The sequence below is a fragment of the Variovorax sp. Soil_C_17 genome (assembly GCF_057657265.1).
This window is the reverse complement of the sequence record NZ_JBDGIT010000001.1, coordinates 1,182,231-1,199,212: the sequence shown is the minus strand read 5'-3', so window position 1 is coordinate 1,199,212 and position 16,982 is coordinate 1,182,231. Positions and strand designations below refer to the sequence as shown.

Below are 16,982 nucleotides of genomic sequence, written 5' to 3'. Positions count from 1 at the left end.
TGGTTGAGGTCGAGGGACCGAAGGCCTTCAAACGCCTGCGGCCGCCGCAGCGCCCGAAACGATCTCCGACAGCTCCTTGGTGATGCCGGCCTGGCGGGTCTTGTTGTAGACCAGCTTGAGCTCGTCGATCACGTTGCCCGCGTTGTCGGTGGCGGACTTCATGGCCACCATGCGCGCCGACTGTTCCGAGGCCATGTTCTCGGCCACGGCCTGGTACACCAGCGACTCGACGTAGCGCACCAGCAGTTCGTCGATCACGCTCTGCGCATCGGGCTCGTAGATGTAGTCCCACGAGTGCTGGCCTTTTTCCATCTTCAAGGAATCCGCGGCCAGCGGCAGCAGCTGTTCGACCACCGACTCCTGGCGCATCGTGTTGATGAACTTGGTGTAGCAGAGGTAGACCGCGCTGAGCTTGCCTTCGGCATACGCGTCGAGCAGCACCTTGACCGGGCCGATCAGCTTGTCGAGATGCGGCGTGTCGCCCAGCTGGGTGACATGCGAGACCACGCGCGCGCCGATGCGGTTGAGGAAACCCAGGCCCTTGTTGCCGATGGCCACCGCCTCGACAGCGACGCCGGCGGTTTGCTGCTCGCGCAGCTTGGACGTCACGGCGCGCAGCACGTTGGTGTTCATGCCGCCGCACAGGCCCTTGTCGGTCGTGACGACGATGAAGCCAGCGGCCTTCACGTCGTTGACCTTCATGAAGGCGTGCGTGTACTCCGGGTTCGCCTGGCCGAGGTTGGCTGCGATGTTGCGGATCTTCTCGCTGTAGGGGCGGGCGGCGCGCATGCGTTCCTGCGCCTTGCGCATCTTCGACGCGGCCACCATTTCCATTGCCTTGGTGATCTTCTTGGTGTTCTCCACCGATTTGATCTTGCCGCGGATTTCCTTACCAGCTGCCATTGGTACCTCCGCCGAGCCGCCTCAAGGAGGTACGCACCCCCTCGGGGGGCAGCGAGCAAATGCGAGCGTGGGGGCTCATGGATTAACTCCTTGGGCCGATCAGGCGAACGACTTCTTGAACGCCGTGACGGCGGTCGTCAGCTCGGCCTCGGCGTCCTTGTCGATCGCCTTGGCCTGCTCGATCTTGTCGAGCAGCGCGCCGTGGCTGGACTTGAGGAACTGGTGCAGGCCGTGTTCGAAGGCGAGCACCTTCTTGACGTCCAGGTCGTCCATGAAGCCCTTGTTCACCGCGAACAGCGAGGCACCCATCAGCGAGATGGGCAGCGGGCTGTACTGGGGCTGCTTCAGCAGTTCGGTCACGCGGGCGCCGCGGTCGAGCTGCTTGCGGGTGGCTTCGTCGAGGTCGGAGGCGAACTGCGCGAAGGCCGCGAGTTCGCGGTACTGCGCGAGGTCGGTACGGATGCCGCCCGACAGGCTCTTGATGACCTTGGTCTGCGCCGACGAACCCACGCGCGACACCGAGATACCGGCGTTGATGGCGGGGCGGATGCCGGCGTTGAACAGGTTGGTCTCCAGGAAGATCTGGCCGTCGGTGATCGAGATCACGTTGGTCGGCACGAAGGCGGACACGTCGCCGGCCTGCGTCTCGATGATCGGCAGCGCGGTCAGCGAACCGGTCTTGCCCTTGACTTCGCCCTTGGTGAAGGCTTCGACGTAGTCGGCGTTCACGCGGGCTGCGCGTTCGAGCAGGCGGCTGTGCAGGTAGAACACGTCGCCGGGGTAGGCTTCGCGGCCTGGCGGGCGGCGCAGGAGCAGCGACACCTGGCGGTAGGCCACGGCCTGCTTGGACAGGTCGTCATAGACGATCAGGGCATCCTGGCCGCGGTCGCGGAAGTACTCGCCCATCGTGCAGCCCGAATAGGCGCTCACGTACTGCATGGCAGCCGATTCGGAGGCGGAGGCGGCCACGACGATGGTGTAGTCCATCGCACCGGCCTGCTCCAGCGCACGCACCACGTTCTTGATCGACGAAGCCTTCTGGCCGATCGCGACGTAGACGCAGGTCATGTTCTGACCCTTCTGGTTGATGATCGCGTCGATCGCCACCGCGGTCTTGCCGGTCTGGCGGTCGCCGATGATCAGCTCGCGCTGGCCGCGGCCGATCGGCACCATGGAGTCGATGGACTTGAGGCCGGTCTGCATCGGCTGGTCCACCGACTTCCGCGCGATCACGCCCGGGGCGACCTTCTCGATCACGTCGGTCATCTTGGCGTTGACCGGTCCCTTGCCGTCGATCGGCTGGCCCAGCGCGTTGACCACGCGGCCGATGAGTTCGGGGCCGACCGGCACTTCCAGGATGCGGCCCGTGCACTTGACGGTGTCGCCTTCCGAAATGTGCTCGTACTCGCCCAGAATCACGGCGCCGACGGAGTCGCGCTCGAGGTTCAGCGCCAGGCCGAAGGACGGCGTGCCGTCCGCGGAAGGCGGGAACTCGAGCATTTCGCCTTGCATCGCGTCCGACAGGCCGTGCACGCGCACGATGCCGTCGGTCACCGACACCACGGTGCCTTCGTTGCGGATGTTCGCGCTGACGCCAAGACCCTCGATGCGGCTCTTGATCAGCTCGGAAATTTCTGCGGGATTGAGTTGCATGACTCTTTCCTTCTTTCGTTGAGGGGGCTGGCGGCCTCAGGCTGCCAGCGCAACTTTCATTTGTTCGAGGCGCGCCTTGACGGAAGTGTCGAGCACCTCGTCACCCACCACCACGCGGATGCCACCGATCAGGGACGGGTCCTGCTCGACGGTGACCTGCAGCTTGCGGCCGAAGCGCTTTTCGAGCGCGGCCGCCACGCCGTTGAGCGAGGAAGCGTCGATCGGGAAGGCGCTGTACACCACCGCATCGGACGAGCCGCTCTGCGCATTGGCCAGGGCCCGGAATTGCCTGCCGATCTCCGGCAGCGCGCTGAAGCGGCCGTTCTCGAGCAGCGCCATCAGGAAGTTGTTGGCCGCCGGCGGCAGCGCGGCGCCGTTGGCGCCGGCAATCACGCCCAGCACCTGCTCGGGCGTGGCCTTGGGGTTGTCGGCGAACTGTTGCAGCTCGGGATTGGCGGCGATGGCCGCGACCCTCTCGAGCCATGCGCCGGCGCCGGCGAGGTCCGACGAAGACGCCTTGAACAGCGCTTCGGCGTAGGGGCGTGCAATGGTGGCGAGTTCAGCCATGGCGTCCGTTTCAGAGTTCAGTCTGCAGGCGGGAAAGCAGATCGGCGTGCACGGCCGGATTCACTTCCTTGCGCAGGATCTGCTCGGCGCCCTTGACGGCCAGGACGGCCACCTGCTCGCGCAGCGCCTCGCGCGCCTTCACGGCCTGCTGCTCGGCTTCGGCGCGGGCAGCCGCCACGATCTTGTTGCCTTCTTCCGTGGCGCGGGCCTTGGCCTCTTCAACGATGGCCTGCGCACGGCGTTCGGCATCGGCCAGGCGCTGCGCGGACTCGTTGCGCGCCTTGCCCAGCTCGACTTCCACCCGCTTGTCCGCTTCCGACAACGCGACCTTGGCCTTGTCGGCTGCGGCCAGGCCTTCGGCGATCTTCTGGGCACGGTCATCCAGCGCCTTGGCGATCGGCGGCCACACGAACTTCATCGTGAACCCGACAAGAATCAGGAACACGATCATCTGGACGATCAGGGTACCGGTAATGCTCACTTTTCACCCTCTCTTTGGGATTGAAATCCGGCGCCGTTCTTCATGAGGAAGAAAGGTCTGCAGCGGTTTCGACGAGAAGCCTGCGCTCGATTACTTCGGCAGGTTGGCGATCTGCGAGAGGAAGGGGTTGGCGGTGGCGAACCACAGCGCAATACCGGTACCGATGATGAACGCGGCGTCGATCAGACCGGCCAGCAGGAACATCTTGGTCTGGAGTTCACCCATCAGCTCGGGCTGGCGGGCGGCCGACTCGAGGTACTTGCTGCCCATGATGCCGATGCCGATACAAGCGCCCACGGCGCCCAGACCGATGATCAGGCCGGCGGCCAGGGCGACAAAGCTAATAACTTCCATGATGACTCCTAAGGACTTTGGTTGAAGAGAAAAAGAAAAAACGAAAACGGAAAAAGACGCAGGAACGCGAATCAGTGGTGATCGTGGGCCTGGCCCACGTACACCAGCGTCAGCATCATGAACACGAAGGCCTGCAGCGTGATGATCAGGATGTGGAAGATGGCCCAGGCCGTGCCGGCGATGATGTGGCCGAGCGCCAGGAAGACCCCGGTGGCCGACAGCGTGAAGGCACCGCCCATCAGCGCGATGAGCAGGAAGATCAGCTCACCGGCATACATGTTGCCGAAGAGACGCATGCCATGCGAGACGGTCTTGGCGACGAACTCGATGATCTGCATGGCGAAGTTGAAGGGGTACAGCCAGATCTTGTTGCCGAAGGGCGCGGTGAAGAGCTCGTGCACCCAGCCGCCGGCACCCTTGATCTTGATGTTGTAGTACAGGCAGATCAGGAGCACGGAAACCGACATGCCCATCGCCACCGAAAGGTCTGCCGTAGGCACGACGCGCAGGTAGGCGTGGTGCGGGTCGTGGCCGGCGGCACCGAAGATCTTGGCCCAGATCGCCGGCAGCAGATCGACCGGCAGCAGGTCCATCGCGTTGAGCATGAAGATCCACACGAAGATCGTGAGCGCCAGCGGCGCGACGAACTTGCGGCTTTGAGCATTGTGAACGATGCCTTTGGCCTGCTGATCGACCACTTCGACCAGGATTTCGACCGCGGCCTGGAAGCGGCCTGGCACGCCCGAGGTCGCCTTGCGCGCCGCCAGCCAGAGCAGCCAACAGCCGAGCACGCCGAGCACGATCGAGAAGAAGAGGGAGTCGAAGTTGAAAACCGAGAAATCGGCAACACCTGCCGGCTTGGAGCTTTGAAGATGGGTCAAGTGGTGAACGATGTATTCACCAGCGGTCTGACCATGTTCCGCAGCGTTTTCAGCAGCCATCCGTTACTCGTCTTTAAATTTTCGGGCGTTTGGGCGCCAGCATTACCGCCACCCAGGCCGCCTTCATTGTCACCACCAAGCCGACCAGCATCGCCGGCCAGCTCAGTTCCGTTATCAGTCTCGGCGCGGCGAGCAGCATCGCCACCGACAAGACCAGCTTGACCATTTCCCACAAGAAGAACCCGAGCACCGCAGTGCCCGCATTCAGCGAAGAAAACCTCCCCGTCAGTCCTCTTGCGAACACCGCGGAGGGAATCACCACCGCCAGTGCGCCGTATCCGGCGGACCACCCCAAATTCTGCCTCCCCGACAAGCCCCAGGCGGCCAATGCCACCAGCAGCCCCGCCACGACCTGGATCGCGATCACTCGCCATGGCGAGATCAGCGGCTTCCGCTCGCGCAGCCGCTGGGCCTCCTCGGCAGTCAGCGGCTTGAAGTCGGCGTCCGGGTCTTGCGCGTCCTCATGAACATGCGCATCGCGGGCAATTGTTTTCATATCGAATGAAGCCCGGATGACGACCCAGAAATTCTACAAAGCCGCTGATTATAAGTAGAAACCCACGGCCCTCCGCCAGGTTCCCGTCAGGTTTGTCAACGTCCTTGCCGATCACGCGGGCGCCCGGGCATGTGTTGGAAAGCAAGGAGTCGCCCCCACCATAATCCCTCATGCACCCGATCGCCGAAGCCCTCCCCGATTCTCTCTGCTATCTCGACGGCGACTACACGCCGCTGCGCGAGGCCAAGATCAGCGTGCTGGACCGCGGCTTCATCTTCGGCGACGGCGTCTATGAAGTGGTGCCGGTGTATGGCGGCGCTCCCTTCTGCTTCGAGGAACACATGGCGCGGCTGGACCGCTCGCTGGCCGAGCTGCGCATCGCCAACCCGCTCACGCGCGAGGCCTGGCACGCGATCACGATGCGCCTGGTCGAGGCGAGCCCCGCCGAGCAGCGCGCCGCGGTGCAGGCGCTCTACATCCAGGTCACGCGCGGCGTCGCACCGCGCGAGCACGCGATGCCCCAGGGGCTGACGCCCACCGTGTTCGTGATGCTGAACCCCATGAAGCCGGTGCCCGACGCGGTGCGCGCCAGGGGCGTGGCCTGCGTCAGCGCGCAGGACTTCCGCTGGCAGAAGGCGCACATCAAGAGCACCAGCCTGCTGGGGGCGGTGCTGGCGCGGCAGATCAGCGTGGAGGCCGGCGCGGCCGAGACCATCATGTTCCGCGGCGACTGGCTGAGCGAGGCCTCGTCGAGCAACGTGTGGGTGGTGAAGGATGGCGCGGTGAGTGGCCCTCCCAAAGACGAGCTGGTGCTCGCGGGCATCCGCTATGGCCTGATCGAGCGCATCTGCGGCGAGGCCGGCATCCCCTTCTCGCTGCGCCGCATCGCGCGCGACGAGGTCTTCGGCGCCGACGAGCTGCTGCTGTCCTCGGCCACCAAGGAGGTGCTGCCGGTCGTCACGCTCGACGGCCAGCCCATCGGCACGGGCCGCACGGGCCCGCTCTTCCAGGCCATCGACGCCGGCTACCAGCGCGCCAAGCAACGCAGCGCGCACGACCACGGAGTGACAGCATGACCACCCCCCCTTCCGACACCTCGATCGACGCGCGCAAGGAATCGCTGATCGAGTACCCCTCGCAGTTTCCGATCAAGGTGATGGGCGCCAAGGCCGACGGCTTCGTGTATGCCATCACGCAGATCGCCCAGCAATTCGACCCCGCCTTCGACGCCAGCACCGTCGAGCTGCGCAACAGCAAGGCCGGCAACTACCTGGGCGTGACGATCACGGTGACCGCCACCAGCCGCGAGCAGCTGGACGCCATCTATCTTGCGCTGACCGCGCATCCGATGGTCAAGGTGGTGCTGTGACGCTCGAGGTCGACTGGCTCGGCCACGTCGACTACGCGCCCACCTATGCGGCGATGCAGCGCCTCACGCAGGGCCGCACGCCGGAATCGGCCGACCTGCTGTGGATCTGCGAGCATCCGCCGGTCTACACGCAGGGCCTGGCCGGAAAGGCCGACCACGTGCTGAACCCCCGCGGCATCCCCGTGGTGCAGACCGACCGCGGCGGGCAGGTGACCTACCACGGGCCGGGACAGGTGGTGGCCTATCCGCTGATCGACCTCAAGCGTGCGGGCTACTACGTCAAGGAGTATGTGTATCGCATCGAGGAGTCGGTGATCCGCACGCTGGCGCATTTCGGCGTCACCGGACATCGCGTATCGGGTGCGCCGGGGATCTACGTTCGACTGGAAGATCCGTTCTCGCATGCACGGCTGGAGGCTGCCGCGGTCCCGTTCGCGGGCCTGGGCAAGATCGCCGCCCTCGGCATCAAGATCACCCGCCACCGCACCTACCACGGCGTCGCGCTCAATGTCGCGATGGACCTCGAACCCTTCTCCCGCATCAACCCTTGCGGCTACCCTGGCCTGGAAACCGTGGACCTTTCTACAATCGGCGTTCAAACAACCTGGGACGAAGCCGCGCAGGTGCTGGCCAGCAAGCTCGCCATCTACCTCGCGCCCTGAGTCCCGCCCACGCACCCATGAGCACCCCCGAAGTCGTCCGCGACGCCCAAGGCCCCGCCACCTACAACCCGCTGGCCAAGCAGAAGGCCGCGGCCAAGCTTTCGCGCATTCCGGTGAAGGTGGTGCAAGGCGAGGTGCTCAAGAAGCCCGAGTGGATCCGCGTCAAGGCCGGCAGTCCGAGCACGCGCTTCTACGAGATCAAGCAAATCCTTCGCGAGAGCAACCTGCACACGGTCTGCGAAGAGGCCTCCTGCCCCAACATCGGCGAATGCTTCGGCAAGGGCACGGCCACCTTCATGATCATGGGCGACAAGTGCACGCGACGCTGCCCCTTCTGCGACGTAGGCCACGGGCGGCCCGACCCGCTGGACAAGGACGAGCCGCTCAACCTCGCCAACACCATCGCCAAGCTGCGCCTCAAGTACGTGGTGATCACCAGCGTGGACCGCGACGATCTGCGCGACGGCGGCAGCCAGCACTTCGTGGACTGCATCCGCAACATCCGCGCGCTCTCTCCGCAAACGCAGATCGAGATCCTGGTGCCCGACTTCCGCGGCCGCGACGACCGCGCGCTCGAGATTCTCAAGGCTGCCCCGCCGGACGTCATGAACCACAACCTCGAGACCGCGCCGCGCCTCTACAAGGAGGCGCGTCCGGGCAGCGACTACCAGTTCAGCCTCAACCTGCTGAAGAAGTTCAAGGCTCTGCATCCCACGGTGCCGACCAAGAGCGGCATCATGGTCGGCCTGGGCGAGAGCGACGAGGAAATCCTGCAGGTCATGCGCGACATGCGCGCGCACGACATCGACATGCTGACCATCGGCCAGTACCTGGCGCCCAGCAGCAGCCACCTGCCGGTGCGGCGCTACGTGCATCCCGACACCTTCAAGATGTTCGAGGAAGAGGCCTACAAGATGGGCTTCAGCCACGCCGCGGTGGGCGCGATGGTGCGCAGCAGCTACCACGCCGACCAGCAGGCACACGCCGCCGGCGTCTGACGGGAGCCCGCGGATGAGCGCGATCGACGCCGCGATGGCACGCGAGTTCGGCGTCATCGCCGATCTGATCCGCCTGCATGCGCAGGAAGCTGCATCCCGCACCGCGCTCGCCGATCCCCAACGCACGCTGGACTACGGCGCACTCGATGCGCTGATGGACCGCGTGGCCGCGAGCCTGCAGCGCGACGGCCTTCGGGCAGGCGATGCCATCGCGATCTGCGCCGCCTCGAGCACGCATTACGCCGCACTCTTCCTCGGTGCCTTGCGCGCCGGCATCGCGGTCGCGCCGCTGGCGCCCGGCTCCACGCCTGCCAGCCTCGCACGGATGATCGACGACGCGCAGGCACGCATGCTCTTTCTCGATGCCGCGGCAGCCGAAGTGATCGGCGCGCCGGCGAAGGACGCCATCCCGCGCGTCGCGCTCGACGCCTCCACGGCCGGGCAGGACTTCGAGGCCTGGCTGGCGCCGGCGGGCACGCGTGCGCAAGCCGTCGAGCCGCAGCCGTCCTGGCCCTTCAACATCATCTATTCCTCCGGCACCACCGGCGAGCCCAAGGGCATCGTGCAAGGCCACGGCATGCGCTGGGCCCACGTTCAGCGCGGCGCGAAGTACGGCTACGGGCCCGACACCGTGACGCTGCTGTCGACGCCGCTGTACTCCAACACCACGCTGGTGGTCTTCTTCCCCACCCTCGCCTACGGCGGCTGCGTGCTGCTGATGCCGAAGTTCGACGCCGCGGGCTACCTGGCGCTGGCGGAGCGGCATCGCGTGACGCACACGATGCTGGTGCCGGTGCAGTACCAGCGCCTGATGGCGCATCCGGACTTCGACAAGCACGATCTTTCCAGCTTCCGCTTCAAGTTCAGCACCAGCGCCCCCTTCGGCGCTGCGCTCAAGGCCGATGTGCTGAAGCGCTGGCCCGGCGGCCTGGTCGAGTTCTACGGCATGACCGAGGGCGGCGGCACCTGCATCCTGGAAGCGCACCTGCATCCCGACAAGCTGCACACGGTGGGCCAGCCGGCCGAGGGCAGCGACATCCGCCTCATCGATGAATCGGGCCGCGAGGTCGCGCGCGGCGAGGCCGGCGAGGTGGTGGGCCATTCGGCCGGCATGATGGTCGGCTACCACCGCCAGCCCGAGAAGACGCGCGAGGCCGAGTGGTTCGACCCGGCGGGCAAGCGCTTCATCCGCACCGGCGACATCGGCCGCTTCGACGAGGAGGGCTTCCTCACCCTCTTCGACCGCAAGAAGGACATGATCATCAGCGGCGGCTTCAACATCTATCCGAGCGACCTCGAAGCCGTGCTGCGCGGCCACGCGGCGGTGGCCGAGGCGGCGGTGGTCGGCGTGCCCTCGGAGCAGTGGGGCGAGACGCCGGTGGCTTTCGTGGTGCGGCGCGCCGGCGACGAAACCTCCGCCGAGGCGCTGCTGCAATGGGCCAATGCCCAACTCGGCAAGACGCAGCGGCTCGCGCGCCTGCACCTGATCGACGGGCTCCCGCGCAGCGCGATCGGCAAGGTGCTCAAGCGCGAGCTGCGTGAGCGCGACGCCGGCTGAAGCCGAGGCCGCCACGGCCGAGCATGGCGGCGGCCACGGCCTCCTGTGGGTGCTGCTGGCGGTGGCCGTGGTCTTCGTCCTGGTGCGGCCGCGTGCGCCGCTGGATTATCTGCAGCTGGTCGACTGGCAGACGGTGGGCGCCCTGGCCGGCCTGCTCGCCATCACGCAGGGCGTCGAACGCAGCGGCATGCTGCAGTCGGTCGCCGCGCGGCTGCTCGCGCGCACCACCGAACTGCGGCACCTGGTCTTCTTCCTCGTCGCAACCGCCGCAGGGCTCTCGGCGCTGGTCACCAACGACGTGAGCCTGTTCCTGCTGGTGCCGCTTACAAGGGTGCTGGCGGCGCAAGCCCACCTGCCGCTGGCGCGCCTGGTGGTGCTGGAGGCGCTGGCCGTCAACGCAGGCTCAGCCCTCACGCCGATCGGCAATCCCCAGAACCTGTACCTCTGGCACCGCTCGGGCGAGAGCTTCCTGGGCTTCATGGGCATGATGGCGCCGACCGTGGCCGTGATGCTGTTCTGGCTCTTCGCCGCGGTGCGCTTCCTGGTGCCGCGCGTGGAGATCCAGCTCAAGTTCGCGAGCGATGCGGAGCCGGTGCAGCCGCGTTTGCTGGCGCTGTCGGCCCTGCTCTTCATCGCTTTCGTGATCGCGCTCGACCAGCGCTGGCTGGCGGCTGGCCTGGGCCTGGTGTTCGGCGCCTTCCTGCTGCTGCACCCGCGCGTGCTGCTGGGCATCGACTGGGCGCTGCTCGCAATCATCGCGCTGATGTTCGTGGACCTGCGCCAGCTGGCCGAGCTGCCGGCGGTCGCCGCGCTGCTGCAGCAGTGGCCGATCGGCCAGGGCTGGCGCGCTTACCTGGCCGCCATCGGCGTCTCGCAGCTCATCAGCAATGTGCCGGCCGCCATCCTGCTCGACCGTTACGTGCACGACCTGCCCGCGCTCGCCGCCGGCGTCAGCGTGGGCGGCTTCGGCTGCGTGCTGGGCTCGCTGGCCAACCTGATCGCGCTGCGGCTGGCGAAGGTGCCGCACGGGCTGCGCGAATTCCATCGCATCAGCATTCCCTTCTTCCTGGTCTGCGCTGCCTCCGCGCTGCTGCTGCGGCTCGGATGACAGGCAGCGGCCGCGCGCGGAGAATAGCCAGCCATGCCCGCACACGCCCCCTTCTCCACCGCGCTGTCGCTGCGGCGCTACGACGCCGCGCGCGGCAGCCATGCGCATGAGCACTTCCAGGTGCTGGTCGGCGTCGAGGGCGTGCTGGAACTGGAGGTCGAGGGACGCGGCCGCCGCGTCGGCGCCGGCGATGGCTGGGTGGTGACGCCCGGCGAGCGCCACGACTTCGAATCGCGCGCCGGCAGCCGATGCCTCGTGCTCGACACCACCCAGGACCTGTGGGCCCAGTGCGCCGGACGTACGCCGATGGCGCCGCAGCTCCTGTCGCTGGCGCGCTTTCTCGCGCTGTGCGTGACGCAGACCTCCCCTCCCCCGGCCGCGCTGCATCACGCACCGGCGCTGCTGCTGGAGGCCTGGGGGCCCCAGGTTCCGAACGGCCGCCGGCGCGCCATCGACTGGCCGGCCCTCGCCGCGTGGGCACGAGCGCGCTGGCACCGGCCCTTGAGCGTCGCCGACCTCGCGGCGGTCGCGTGCCTGAGCCCCAGCCAGTTCGCCCAGCGCTGCCGTGACGAGCAGGGCATGGGACCCATGCAATGGCTGCGAAGCCAGCGGCTGTTGCAGGCCAGGCAGCTGCGCACGGGCGGGATGAGCGTCGCAGAGACGGCCCGCCGCACCGGCTACCGCTCGCCCTCCGCGCTCACCGCGGCCCTTCGAAAGCGCTGAAGACCGTCGTTTCCCGACGATGCGCCGTCGTTTCGCGACGAGCCCGCCGCTTAAGCTCGGGCGCATGTCCGCCGCCACGCTGTACGCCCTCGCTGCCATTGCCCTCTGGGGCACGCTCGCCTCGCTCGGCACGTCGCTCTCGCACCTGCCGCCCTTCCTCCTGACCGGGCTCGCGCTGATGATCGGCAGCGCGATGAGCTGGCCGGCGGTGCTGCGCAATCGCCAGGCGTGGGCCGTGCCGGCGCGCACGCTCGCGCTGGGCATCTACGGCCTGTTCGGCTTCCATTTCCTGCTCTTCATCGCACTGCGCCACGCACCGCCCGTCGAGGCCAACCTGGTGAACTACCTGTGGCCGCTCTTCATGGTCGTGCTGGCGCCGGCGCTGCTGCCGGGGCTGTCGCTGCGCCCGCTGCACCTGGCGGCAGCGCTGCTGGGCTTCGCGGGGGCCGCGATCGCGATCCTCGGCGCGCGCAATGCCGGGCCGGCGGCCACGGATGCCGGCTACTGGGGCTTCCTGCCCGCGCTGGGCTCGGCCTTCATCTGGGCCAGCTATTCGCTATGGACGAAGCGGGTGGCCGCCTTCCCGACCACGGCCATCGGGCTGTTCGGGCTGGTGTCCGGCGCGCTGGCGCTCGCCTGCCATGCGCTGCTGGAACCGCAAGCATCGCTCTCGGCGCGCGACTGGCTGCTGGTGGGGCTGTGCGGGCTGGGGCCGCTGGGCGCGGCTTTCTTCCTGTGGGACATGGCGCTCAAACGCGGCGACGCGCGGCAGATCGGCATCCTGAGCTACATCACGCCGCTGGCCTCGACGGCCCTGCTGATGCTGGTCACGCAGCGGCCGCTGAGCTGGACCATCGCACTGGCGGCGTTGCTGATCCTGTCGGCGGCGATGATGGGGTCGCGGATCCGGGCTTGACGGCCCGGCTCAGTCCTTCGCCACCTGCAACACGAGCTTGCCGAAGTTCTGCCCCGTGAACAGCCGCGTCAGCGCCTCCGGAAAGGTGTCGATGCCCTCGACCACGTCTTCGCGGCTCTTCATTCGGCCGTCCTTCAGGTAGGTGGCCATCTCGGCCACGGCGACGGGGTAGCGGTCGGCGTAGTCGAACACCACCATGCCCTGCATGCGCGCGCGGTTCACCAGCAGGCTCAGGTAGTTCTTCGGGCCCTGCGCAGGAGCGCTGTTGGCGTTGTTGTACTGGCTGATCGCGCCGCAGATGATGATCCGCGCGCCGCGCGCCAGCCGGGCCAGCACGGCATCGAGGATCTCGCCGCCGACGTTGTCGAAGTAGATGTCGATGCCCTTGGGGCAGTGCGTCTTCAGGCCGTCGCGCACGGCCGAGGGGCCGGCCTTGTAGTCGATGCAGGCGTCGAAGCCCAGTTCCTTGACCACCCAGTCGCACTTCTCCGGGCCACCGGCGATGCCGACGGCGCGGCAGCCCTTGATCTTGGCCAGCTGGCCCACCGTCTGCCCGACCGCGCCGGCGGCGCCCGACACCACCACCGTCTCGCCGGGCTTGGGCTCGCCGATGTCCATCAGGCCGAAGTAGCCGGTCATGCCCGGCATGCCCAGCACGTTGAGCCACTGGGTGATGGAGCCGGCGCGCAGGTCGATCTTGACGAGCCCGTTGCGCTTGATGTCTTCCTGCGGGATGAGGATGTACTCCTGCACGCCCAGCGTGCCGTAGACGGTGTCGCCGACCGCGAAGGCCGGGTTGCGCGAGGCGATCACGCGGCCGACGCCGCCGGCACGCATGACGGCGCCGATCTCCACCGGCGGGATGTAGCTCTTGCCCTCGTTCATCCAGCCGCGCATGGCGGGGTCGAGCGAGAGCGACAGGATCTTGACCAGGACGCCGCCCTCGGCCGGTTCGCCGACCGGCTCGGTGGTGAACTGCCAGTTGTCGCGGGTGGCCGCGCCTTCGGGGCGCTTGGCGAGGCGGACCTGGCGATTGCTGAGGGTGCTGCTCATGGGAATCTCTCCTGCCTGGGGATGTACGGGGGAGGCATCGTAGCCCCGGCCGCGAGGCGCGGCGGTAGCGCAGGCGACAGCCGGCAAGCGCCATCGCTGCGCGACCGCTCGGGCTGCAGCCCCGGCGAGTTCAGGCGGCAGGCAGCACGGCGCTGACCGCCAGGCCCGGGTGGGCGTTGCGCACGGTGAGCGAGCCGCCATGCGCCTCGGCCACCAGGCGGCAGAGGTACATGCCCAACCCGACCCCGCCGGTGGCGCGCTGGCGGGCGCTGTCGGTGCGGTAGAAAGGCTCGGTCAGGTGCTCGAGCTGATCGGCATCGACGCCGGGGCCGAAGTCGCGCACCTCCAGCGCGATGCCGCCCTGCCCTTCCGCGCGCAAGGCGATGCGCGGCGGCTCGGGCGCATCGCCGCCGTAGCGCAGCGCGTTCTCGAGGAGGTTGCGCACCAGCAGCCGAATGCGCAGACGGTCCGCCGGCAACGCCGGCAGGCCCTCGGCGATGTCGAGCACGACGCGTCCGCCCTCGGGATGCTCGGCCACCACCTCGCGCACCAGCCCCGCCACGTCGACCGGCTCGCGCTGCAGCGCCGCATGCGGGCTGGCAAGGCGCTCGCTCTCGAGCAGGTCGCTGATCAGGTCGCGCATTTCGGCCAGGTCGCGCAAGAGCGCGGCGCGCTCGGCCTCGCCCTCGGGCGTGGCGGGCAGCAGCTCGGCATTGAGGCGCGCGCGCGTGAGCGGCGAACGCAGCTCGTGGCTCAGCGCCAGCAGCAGCGCGCGCTTGGCGTCGAGCATGCCCCGGATGTCGTGCGCCATGGTGTTGATGCGCTGCGCCAGGTCGCCCAGTTCGTCGCGCCGGCGCAGCGGAATGGGCTGGTCGAAGGCACCGCGGCCGAAGCGCTCGGCGCCCGCGCGGATGTCGTCCAGCGGACGCAGCAGGCGGCGCACGTAGGCGTAGGCGATCACGATCAGGGCCAGCAGCATCGCCAGCGTGATCCAGCCGATGCCGTGCGGCTCGCGCTGCCACGGCAGGGTGCCGAGGCCGAAAGTCACGCGATGGCCGTCGGCGGTGCTGCGCGTGAGCCAGTCGCCTCTGCCCGGCCCGTGACTGCGCCAACGGCGCTGCGGATGCGAGTCCCAGTTGACCACCGGGCCCTCGATGCGGATGGAGATCGGCAGCCGCGTGGCCAGCGCCTCGGCACGCGCCACGTCGGGCGGCGTGCCGAGCTCGGCCACCAGGCGGTCCATGTAGTCGCCGACCAGCGGCTGCGCGGCGCCGCGCCAGCCGGTGGAGAAGGCGCGCTGCATGCCGCCCAGGAACACCGCCGCCATGGCCATCGCAAGCAGCACGAAGACGGTGATCAGACGCAGCCGCAGCGAATGCCGCCAGCGGTGGCGCCAGTGGCGGTGCGGATGCCGGCGATTCGGGTTCACGGATCGCTCTTGCCGACTGCGAGCATGTAGCCGGCGTTGCGCAGGGTCTTGATGCAGTCCAGCGGCTCCAGCTTCTTGCGCAGGCGGCTCACCACGATGTCGACGGCGCGGGTATAGAGCTCGGCCTCGTGGCCGCGCAGGCGGTTCAGGATGTCGTCGCGGCTCCAGACCTTGCCGGGCGGGTCGGCGAGCAGGGCCAGCAGCTCGAACTCGGTGCCGGTCAGCTCCACGCGCTCGCCCTGGCGCAGCACCTCGCGCCGGTCGAGGTCGATCGAGAGGCCCTCGAACACCCGGCGCTGCGCGGGCGCCGCGGCCGGCATGGCACGCTGGCGGCGCAGGATGGTCTGCACCCGCGCCACCAGCTCGCGCGGCTCGAAGGGCTTGGGCAGGTAGTCGTCGGCGCCGAGCTCCAGGCCAACCACCCGGTCCATCACGTCGCCGCGGGCGGTCAGCATCACGATCGGGATGTCGCTCTCCTTGCGGATCTCGCGGCACAGTGCAAAGCCGTCCATCTCGGGCAGCATGACGTCGAGGATGGCGGCGTCGTAAGCGTGGGCCCGCAGCTTGGCCAGGCCCTCGCTGGGGCGCTGGGCGCTCTCCAGCACGCAGTCGAAGCGCGCGAAGTAGCTCGCCAGCGGCGCGGCCAGGTGCTCGTCGTCGTCGATCAGCAGGATGCGGTGCATGCGGTCGTGATTGTGCCTAGCGGCGAAGAGCAGGCCGGTGATCAGGCCGGCGGCCATCGCAGCGCCGGCCCGCGGGACCGCAGCCCGTCGCGGTCCCGCGGCGCCGGGCTCACCACGGGTCCGCTCGGCCGATGCGGCCGAGATGGGTGGCGCCGAACTCGCTGCCGTACTTGAGACCGTAGCCCAGCGCGCGATCCAGGCCGATGTGCGCGCTCCAGATCAGCCCCAGCGCCAGCGCGACGGATGCGTCGCCGGCCAGGCCCAGCCCCAGCAGGGCGACCGGGCCGATGTACGAGTGCGCCGCGTTGTAGGCGATGGCACCCGCGCGCGACCCGGCCAGGTAGCCGAGGAAGCTCAGGTCGGGCAGCAGGAACAGCATGGCGAAGGCCCCCCAGCCGGCGCCCAGATGCATGTAGGCAGCCACCGCCGCTGCGAGCACGGCCAGGCCTTCGAGGCGCAGCAGGATGCGCACCCCGCCCAGCGTGGCGCCGGGCAAGGCGTTCCGGGCGTCGGCCGCCGGCCCGGCCCAGGGCGGGTTGGCGAGCACCCTCGCGGCCCGCAGCCCTGGTGCAGACAGATCAGCCATGGCGATGCCAGCGGCGACCGCGTTCCATGAATTCGCGCACCTTCTGTTGCTGCGCCGGGTTGAGGTTGTCGAAGAAGTCAGCGGCCGCTGCGATGACCTCGGGGCTGCCGGACTGGATGGCGGCGGTCTTGTCTTCGACCAGCTTCTTCGCCCGCGCCTGATCCAGCTTGGCGCCGGCGAACAACGCGCGGAATTCCGAGCGCGGGTCGCCGCCGCCGCGCAGCGCCTGGCGCTGGGCCTGGATCTTCTCGGCCAGCACGTTGAGCTTCTGCTTCTGCGTGGCGTCGAGGTCGAGCTTGCTGCCCACGCGCTCGACCATGCGGGCGCGGAATTCGGCGCGGTCCTGCTCGGAGCCGCCGCCCCAACCGTGGCGATAGCTGGAGCAGCCGGCCAAGCTGCCGGCGAGCAGCGCGGCGCCGGCAAAACCGAAGAGGGAACGTTTGAACCAGGTTTTCATGAGAGTCTTCCTTGCAGTGCGATCGGGATCGATCAGGGAGACTCG

The 16,982-nt window shown here is 68.2% G+C and carries 20 protein-coding genes; 8 read left to right on the top strand and 12 right to left on the bottom strand.

The features are described 5' to 3' along the window. Positions 1-27 precede the first annotated feature (27 nt). The 7 genes from atpG to AC3A6Y_RS05750 form a co-directional block, all read right to left on the bottom strand. Complete coding sequence (atpG, locus tag AC3A6Y_RS05780) at positions 28-903, bottom strand: F0F1 ATP synthase subunit gamma (RefSeq protein ID WP_487867253.1); 876 nt, start codon at positions 901-903, stop codon at positions 28-30. 99 nt (positions 904-1,002) lie between these two features. Beyond that, entirely contained in the window at positions 1,003-2,556 is a 1,554-nt protein-coding gene (atpA, locus tag AC3A6Y_RS05775) for a F0F1 ATP synthase subunit alpha (protein WP_487867252.1), read from the bottom strand. A gap of 36 nt (positions 2,557-2,592) precedes the next feature. After that, positions 2,593-3,123 carry a F0F1 ATP synthase subunit delta gene (locus AC3A6Y_RS05770; RefSeq protein WP_487867251.1) on the bottom strand — a complete coding sequence of 177 codons (531 nt, stop codon included), beginning with the start codon at positions 3,121-3,123 and terminating at the stop codon, positions 2,593-2,595. Between the two features lie 10 nt (positions 3,124-3,133). Further along, entirely contained in the window at positions 3,134-3,604 is a 471-nt protein-coding gene (locus AC3A6Y_RS05765) for a F0F1 ATP synthase subunit B (RefSeq protein WP_068674811.1), read from the bottom strand. A 90-nt stretch (positions 3,605-3,694) separates the two neighbouring features. Continuing rightward, positions 3,695-3,958 (bottom strand): F0F1 ATP synthase subunit C, encoded by a 264-nt coding sequence (gene atpE, locus AC3A6Y_RS05760; RefSeq protein ID WP_019657641.1) that lies wholly within the window; start codon positions 3,956-3,958, stop codon positions 3,695-3,697. Positions 3,959-4,029: 71 nt separating this feature from the next. Next, positions 4,030-4,899, bottom strand: a complete 870-nt coding sequence (atpB, locus tag AC3A6Y_RS05755) for a F0F1 ATP synthase subunit A (protein ID WP_487867250.1) — start codon at positions 4,897-4,899, stop codon at positions 4,030-4,032. A 13-nt stretch (positions 4,900-4,912) separates the two neighbouring features. Next, the gene (locus AC3A6Y_RS05750) at positions 4,913-5,395 is read right to left on the bottom strand and encodes an ATP synthase subunit I (protein WP_487867249.1); all 483 of its coding nucleotides are present in this window, start codon (positions 5,393-5,395) and stop codon (positions 4,913-4,915) included. 170 nt (positions 5,396-5,565) lie between these two features. Here AC3A6Y_RS05750 and AC3A6Y_RS05745 point away from each other — a divergent pair, with 170 nt between their 5' ends. From AC3A6Y_RS05745 to AC3A6Y_RS05710, 8 genes are all read left to right on the top strand, one after another. Then, on the top strand, positions 5,566-6,471 hold the full coding sequence (locus AC3A6Y_RS05745; protein ID WP_487867248.1) for a D-amino acid aminotransferase: 906 nt from the start codon (positions 5,566-5,568) through the stop codon (positions 6,469-6,471). After that, positions 6,468-6,764, top strand: a complete 297-nt coding sequence (locus AC3A6Y_RS05740) for a DUF493 family protein (protein WP_487867247.1) — start codon at positions 6,468-6,470, stop codon at positions 6,762-6,764. The genes AC3A6Y_RS05745 and AC3A6Y_RS05740 overlap by 4 nt, the downstream gene beginning before the upstream one ends. Beyond that, positions 6,761-7,426 (top strand): lipoyl(octanoyl) transferase LipB, encoded by a 666-nt coding sequence (gene lipB, locus AC3A6Y_RS05735; RefSeq protein ID WP_487867246.1) that lies wholly within the window; start codon positions 6,761-6,763, stop codon positions 7,424-7,426. Before AC3A6Y_RS05740 ends, lipB begins: the two co-directional genes overlap by 4 nt. 17 nt (positions 7,427-7,443) lie before the next feature. Further along, positions 7,444-8,424 carry a lipoyl synthase gene (gene lipA, locus AC3A6Y_RS05730; protein ID WP_487867245.1) on the top strand — a complete coding sequence of 327 codons (981 nt, stop codon included), beginning with the start codon at positions 7,444-7,446 and terminating at the stop codon, positions 8,422-8,424. Positions 8,425-8,458: 34 nt separating this feature from the next. Continuing rightward, positions 8,459-9,982 carry a class I adenylate-forming enzyme family protein gene (locus tag AC3A6Y_RS05725; RefSeq protein ID WP_487867801.1) on the top strand — a complete coding sequence of 508 codons (1,524 nt, stop codon included), beginning with the start codon at positions 8,459-8,461 and terminating at the stop codon, positions 9,980-9,982. Beyond that, a complete protein-coding gene (locus tag AC3A6Y_RS05720; RefSeq protein WP_487867244.1) occupies positions 9,963-11,090 on the top strand; it encodes an SLC13 family permease in 1,128 nt (375 codons plus the stop codon). Before AC3A6Y_RS05725 ends, AC3A6Y_RS05720 begins: the two co-directional genes overlap by 20 nt. Positions 11,091-11,123: 33 nt before the next feature. Continuing rightward, a complete protein-coding gene (locus tag AC3A6Y_RS05715; protein ID WP_487867243.1) occupies positions 11,124-11,813 on the top strand; it encodes a helix-turn-helix transcriptional regulator in 690 nt (229 codons plus the stop codon). Positions 11,814-11,877: 64 nt separating this feature from the next. After that, positions 11,878-12,729 (top strand): DMT family transporter, encoded by an 852-nt coding sequence (locus tag AC3A6Y_RS05710; RefSeq protein ID WP_487867242.1) that lies wholly within the window; start codon positions 11,878-11,880, stop codon positions 12,727-12,729. 9 nt (positions 12,730-12,738) lie between these two features. On the opposite strand, the gene AC3A6Y_RS05705 is transcribed toward AC3A6Y_RS05710, so the two are convergent. The 5 genes from AC3A6Y_RS05705 to AC3A6Y_RS05685 all read right to left on the bottom strand — a co-directional run bounded on the left by AC3A6Y_RS05705 (position 12,739) and on the right by AC3A6Y_RS05685 (position 16,937). Beyond that, positions 12,739-13,782 (bottom strand): NADP-dependent oxidoreductase, encoded by a 1,044-nt coding sequence (locus AC3A6Y_RS05705; RefSeq protein WP_487867241.1) that lies wholly within the window; start codon positions 13,780-13,782, stop codon positions 12,739-12,741. Between the two features lie 130 nt (positions 13,783-13,912). Continuing rightward, complete coding sequence (locus AC3A6Y_RS05700; protein WP_487867240.1) at positions 13,913-15,211, bottom strand: HAMP domain-containing sensor histidine kinase; 1,299 nt, start codon at positions 15,209-15,211, stop codon at positions 13,913-13,915. Beyond that, positions 15,208-15,894 carry a response regulator transcription factor gene (locus AC3A6Y_RS05695; RefSeq protein WP_487867239.1) on the bottom strand — a complete coding sequence of 229 codons (687 nt, stop codon included), beginning with the start codon at positions 15,892-15,894 and terminating at the stop codon, positions 15,208-15,210. The genes AC3A6Y_RS05700 and AC3A6Y_RS05695 overlap by 4 nt, the downstream gene beginning before the upstream one ends. Positions 15,895-16,003: 109 nt before the next feature. After that, positions 16,004-16,480 carry a DUF4260 domain-containing protein gene (locus AC3A6Y_RS05690; RefSeq protein ID WP_487867238.1) on the bottom strand — a complete coding sequence of 159 codons (477 nt, stop codon included), beginning with the start codon at positions 16,478-16,480 and terminating at the stop codon, positions 16,004-16,006. Then, positions 16,473-16,937: a Spy/CpxP family protein refolding chaperone gene (locus AC3A6Y_RS05685; protein ID WP_487867237.1), complete on the bottom strand. Its 465-nt coding sequence runs from the start codon at positions 16,935-16,937 to the stop codon at positions 16,473-16,475. The genes AC3A6Y_RS05690 and AC3A6Y_RS05685 overlap by 8 nt, the downstream gene beginning before the upstream one ends. Positions 16,938-16,982: the final 45 nt, after the last annotated feature.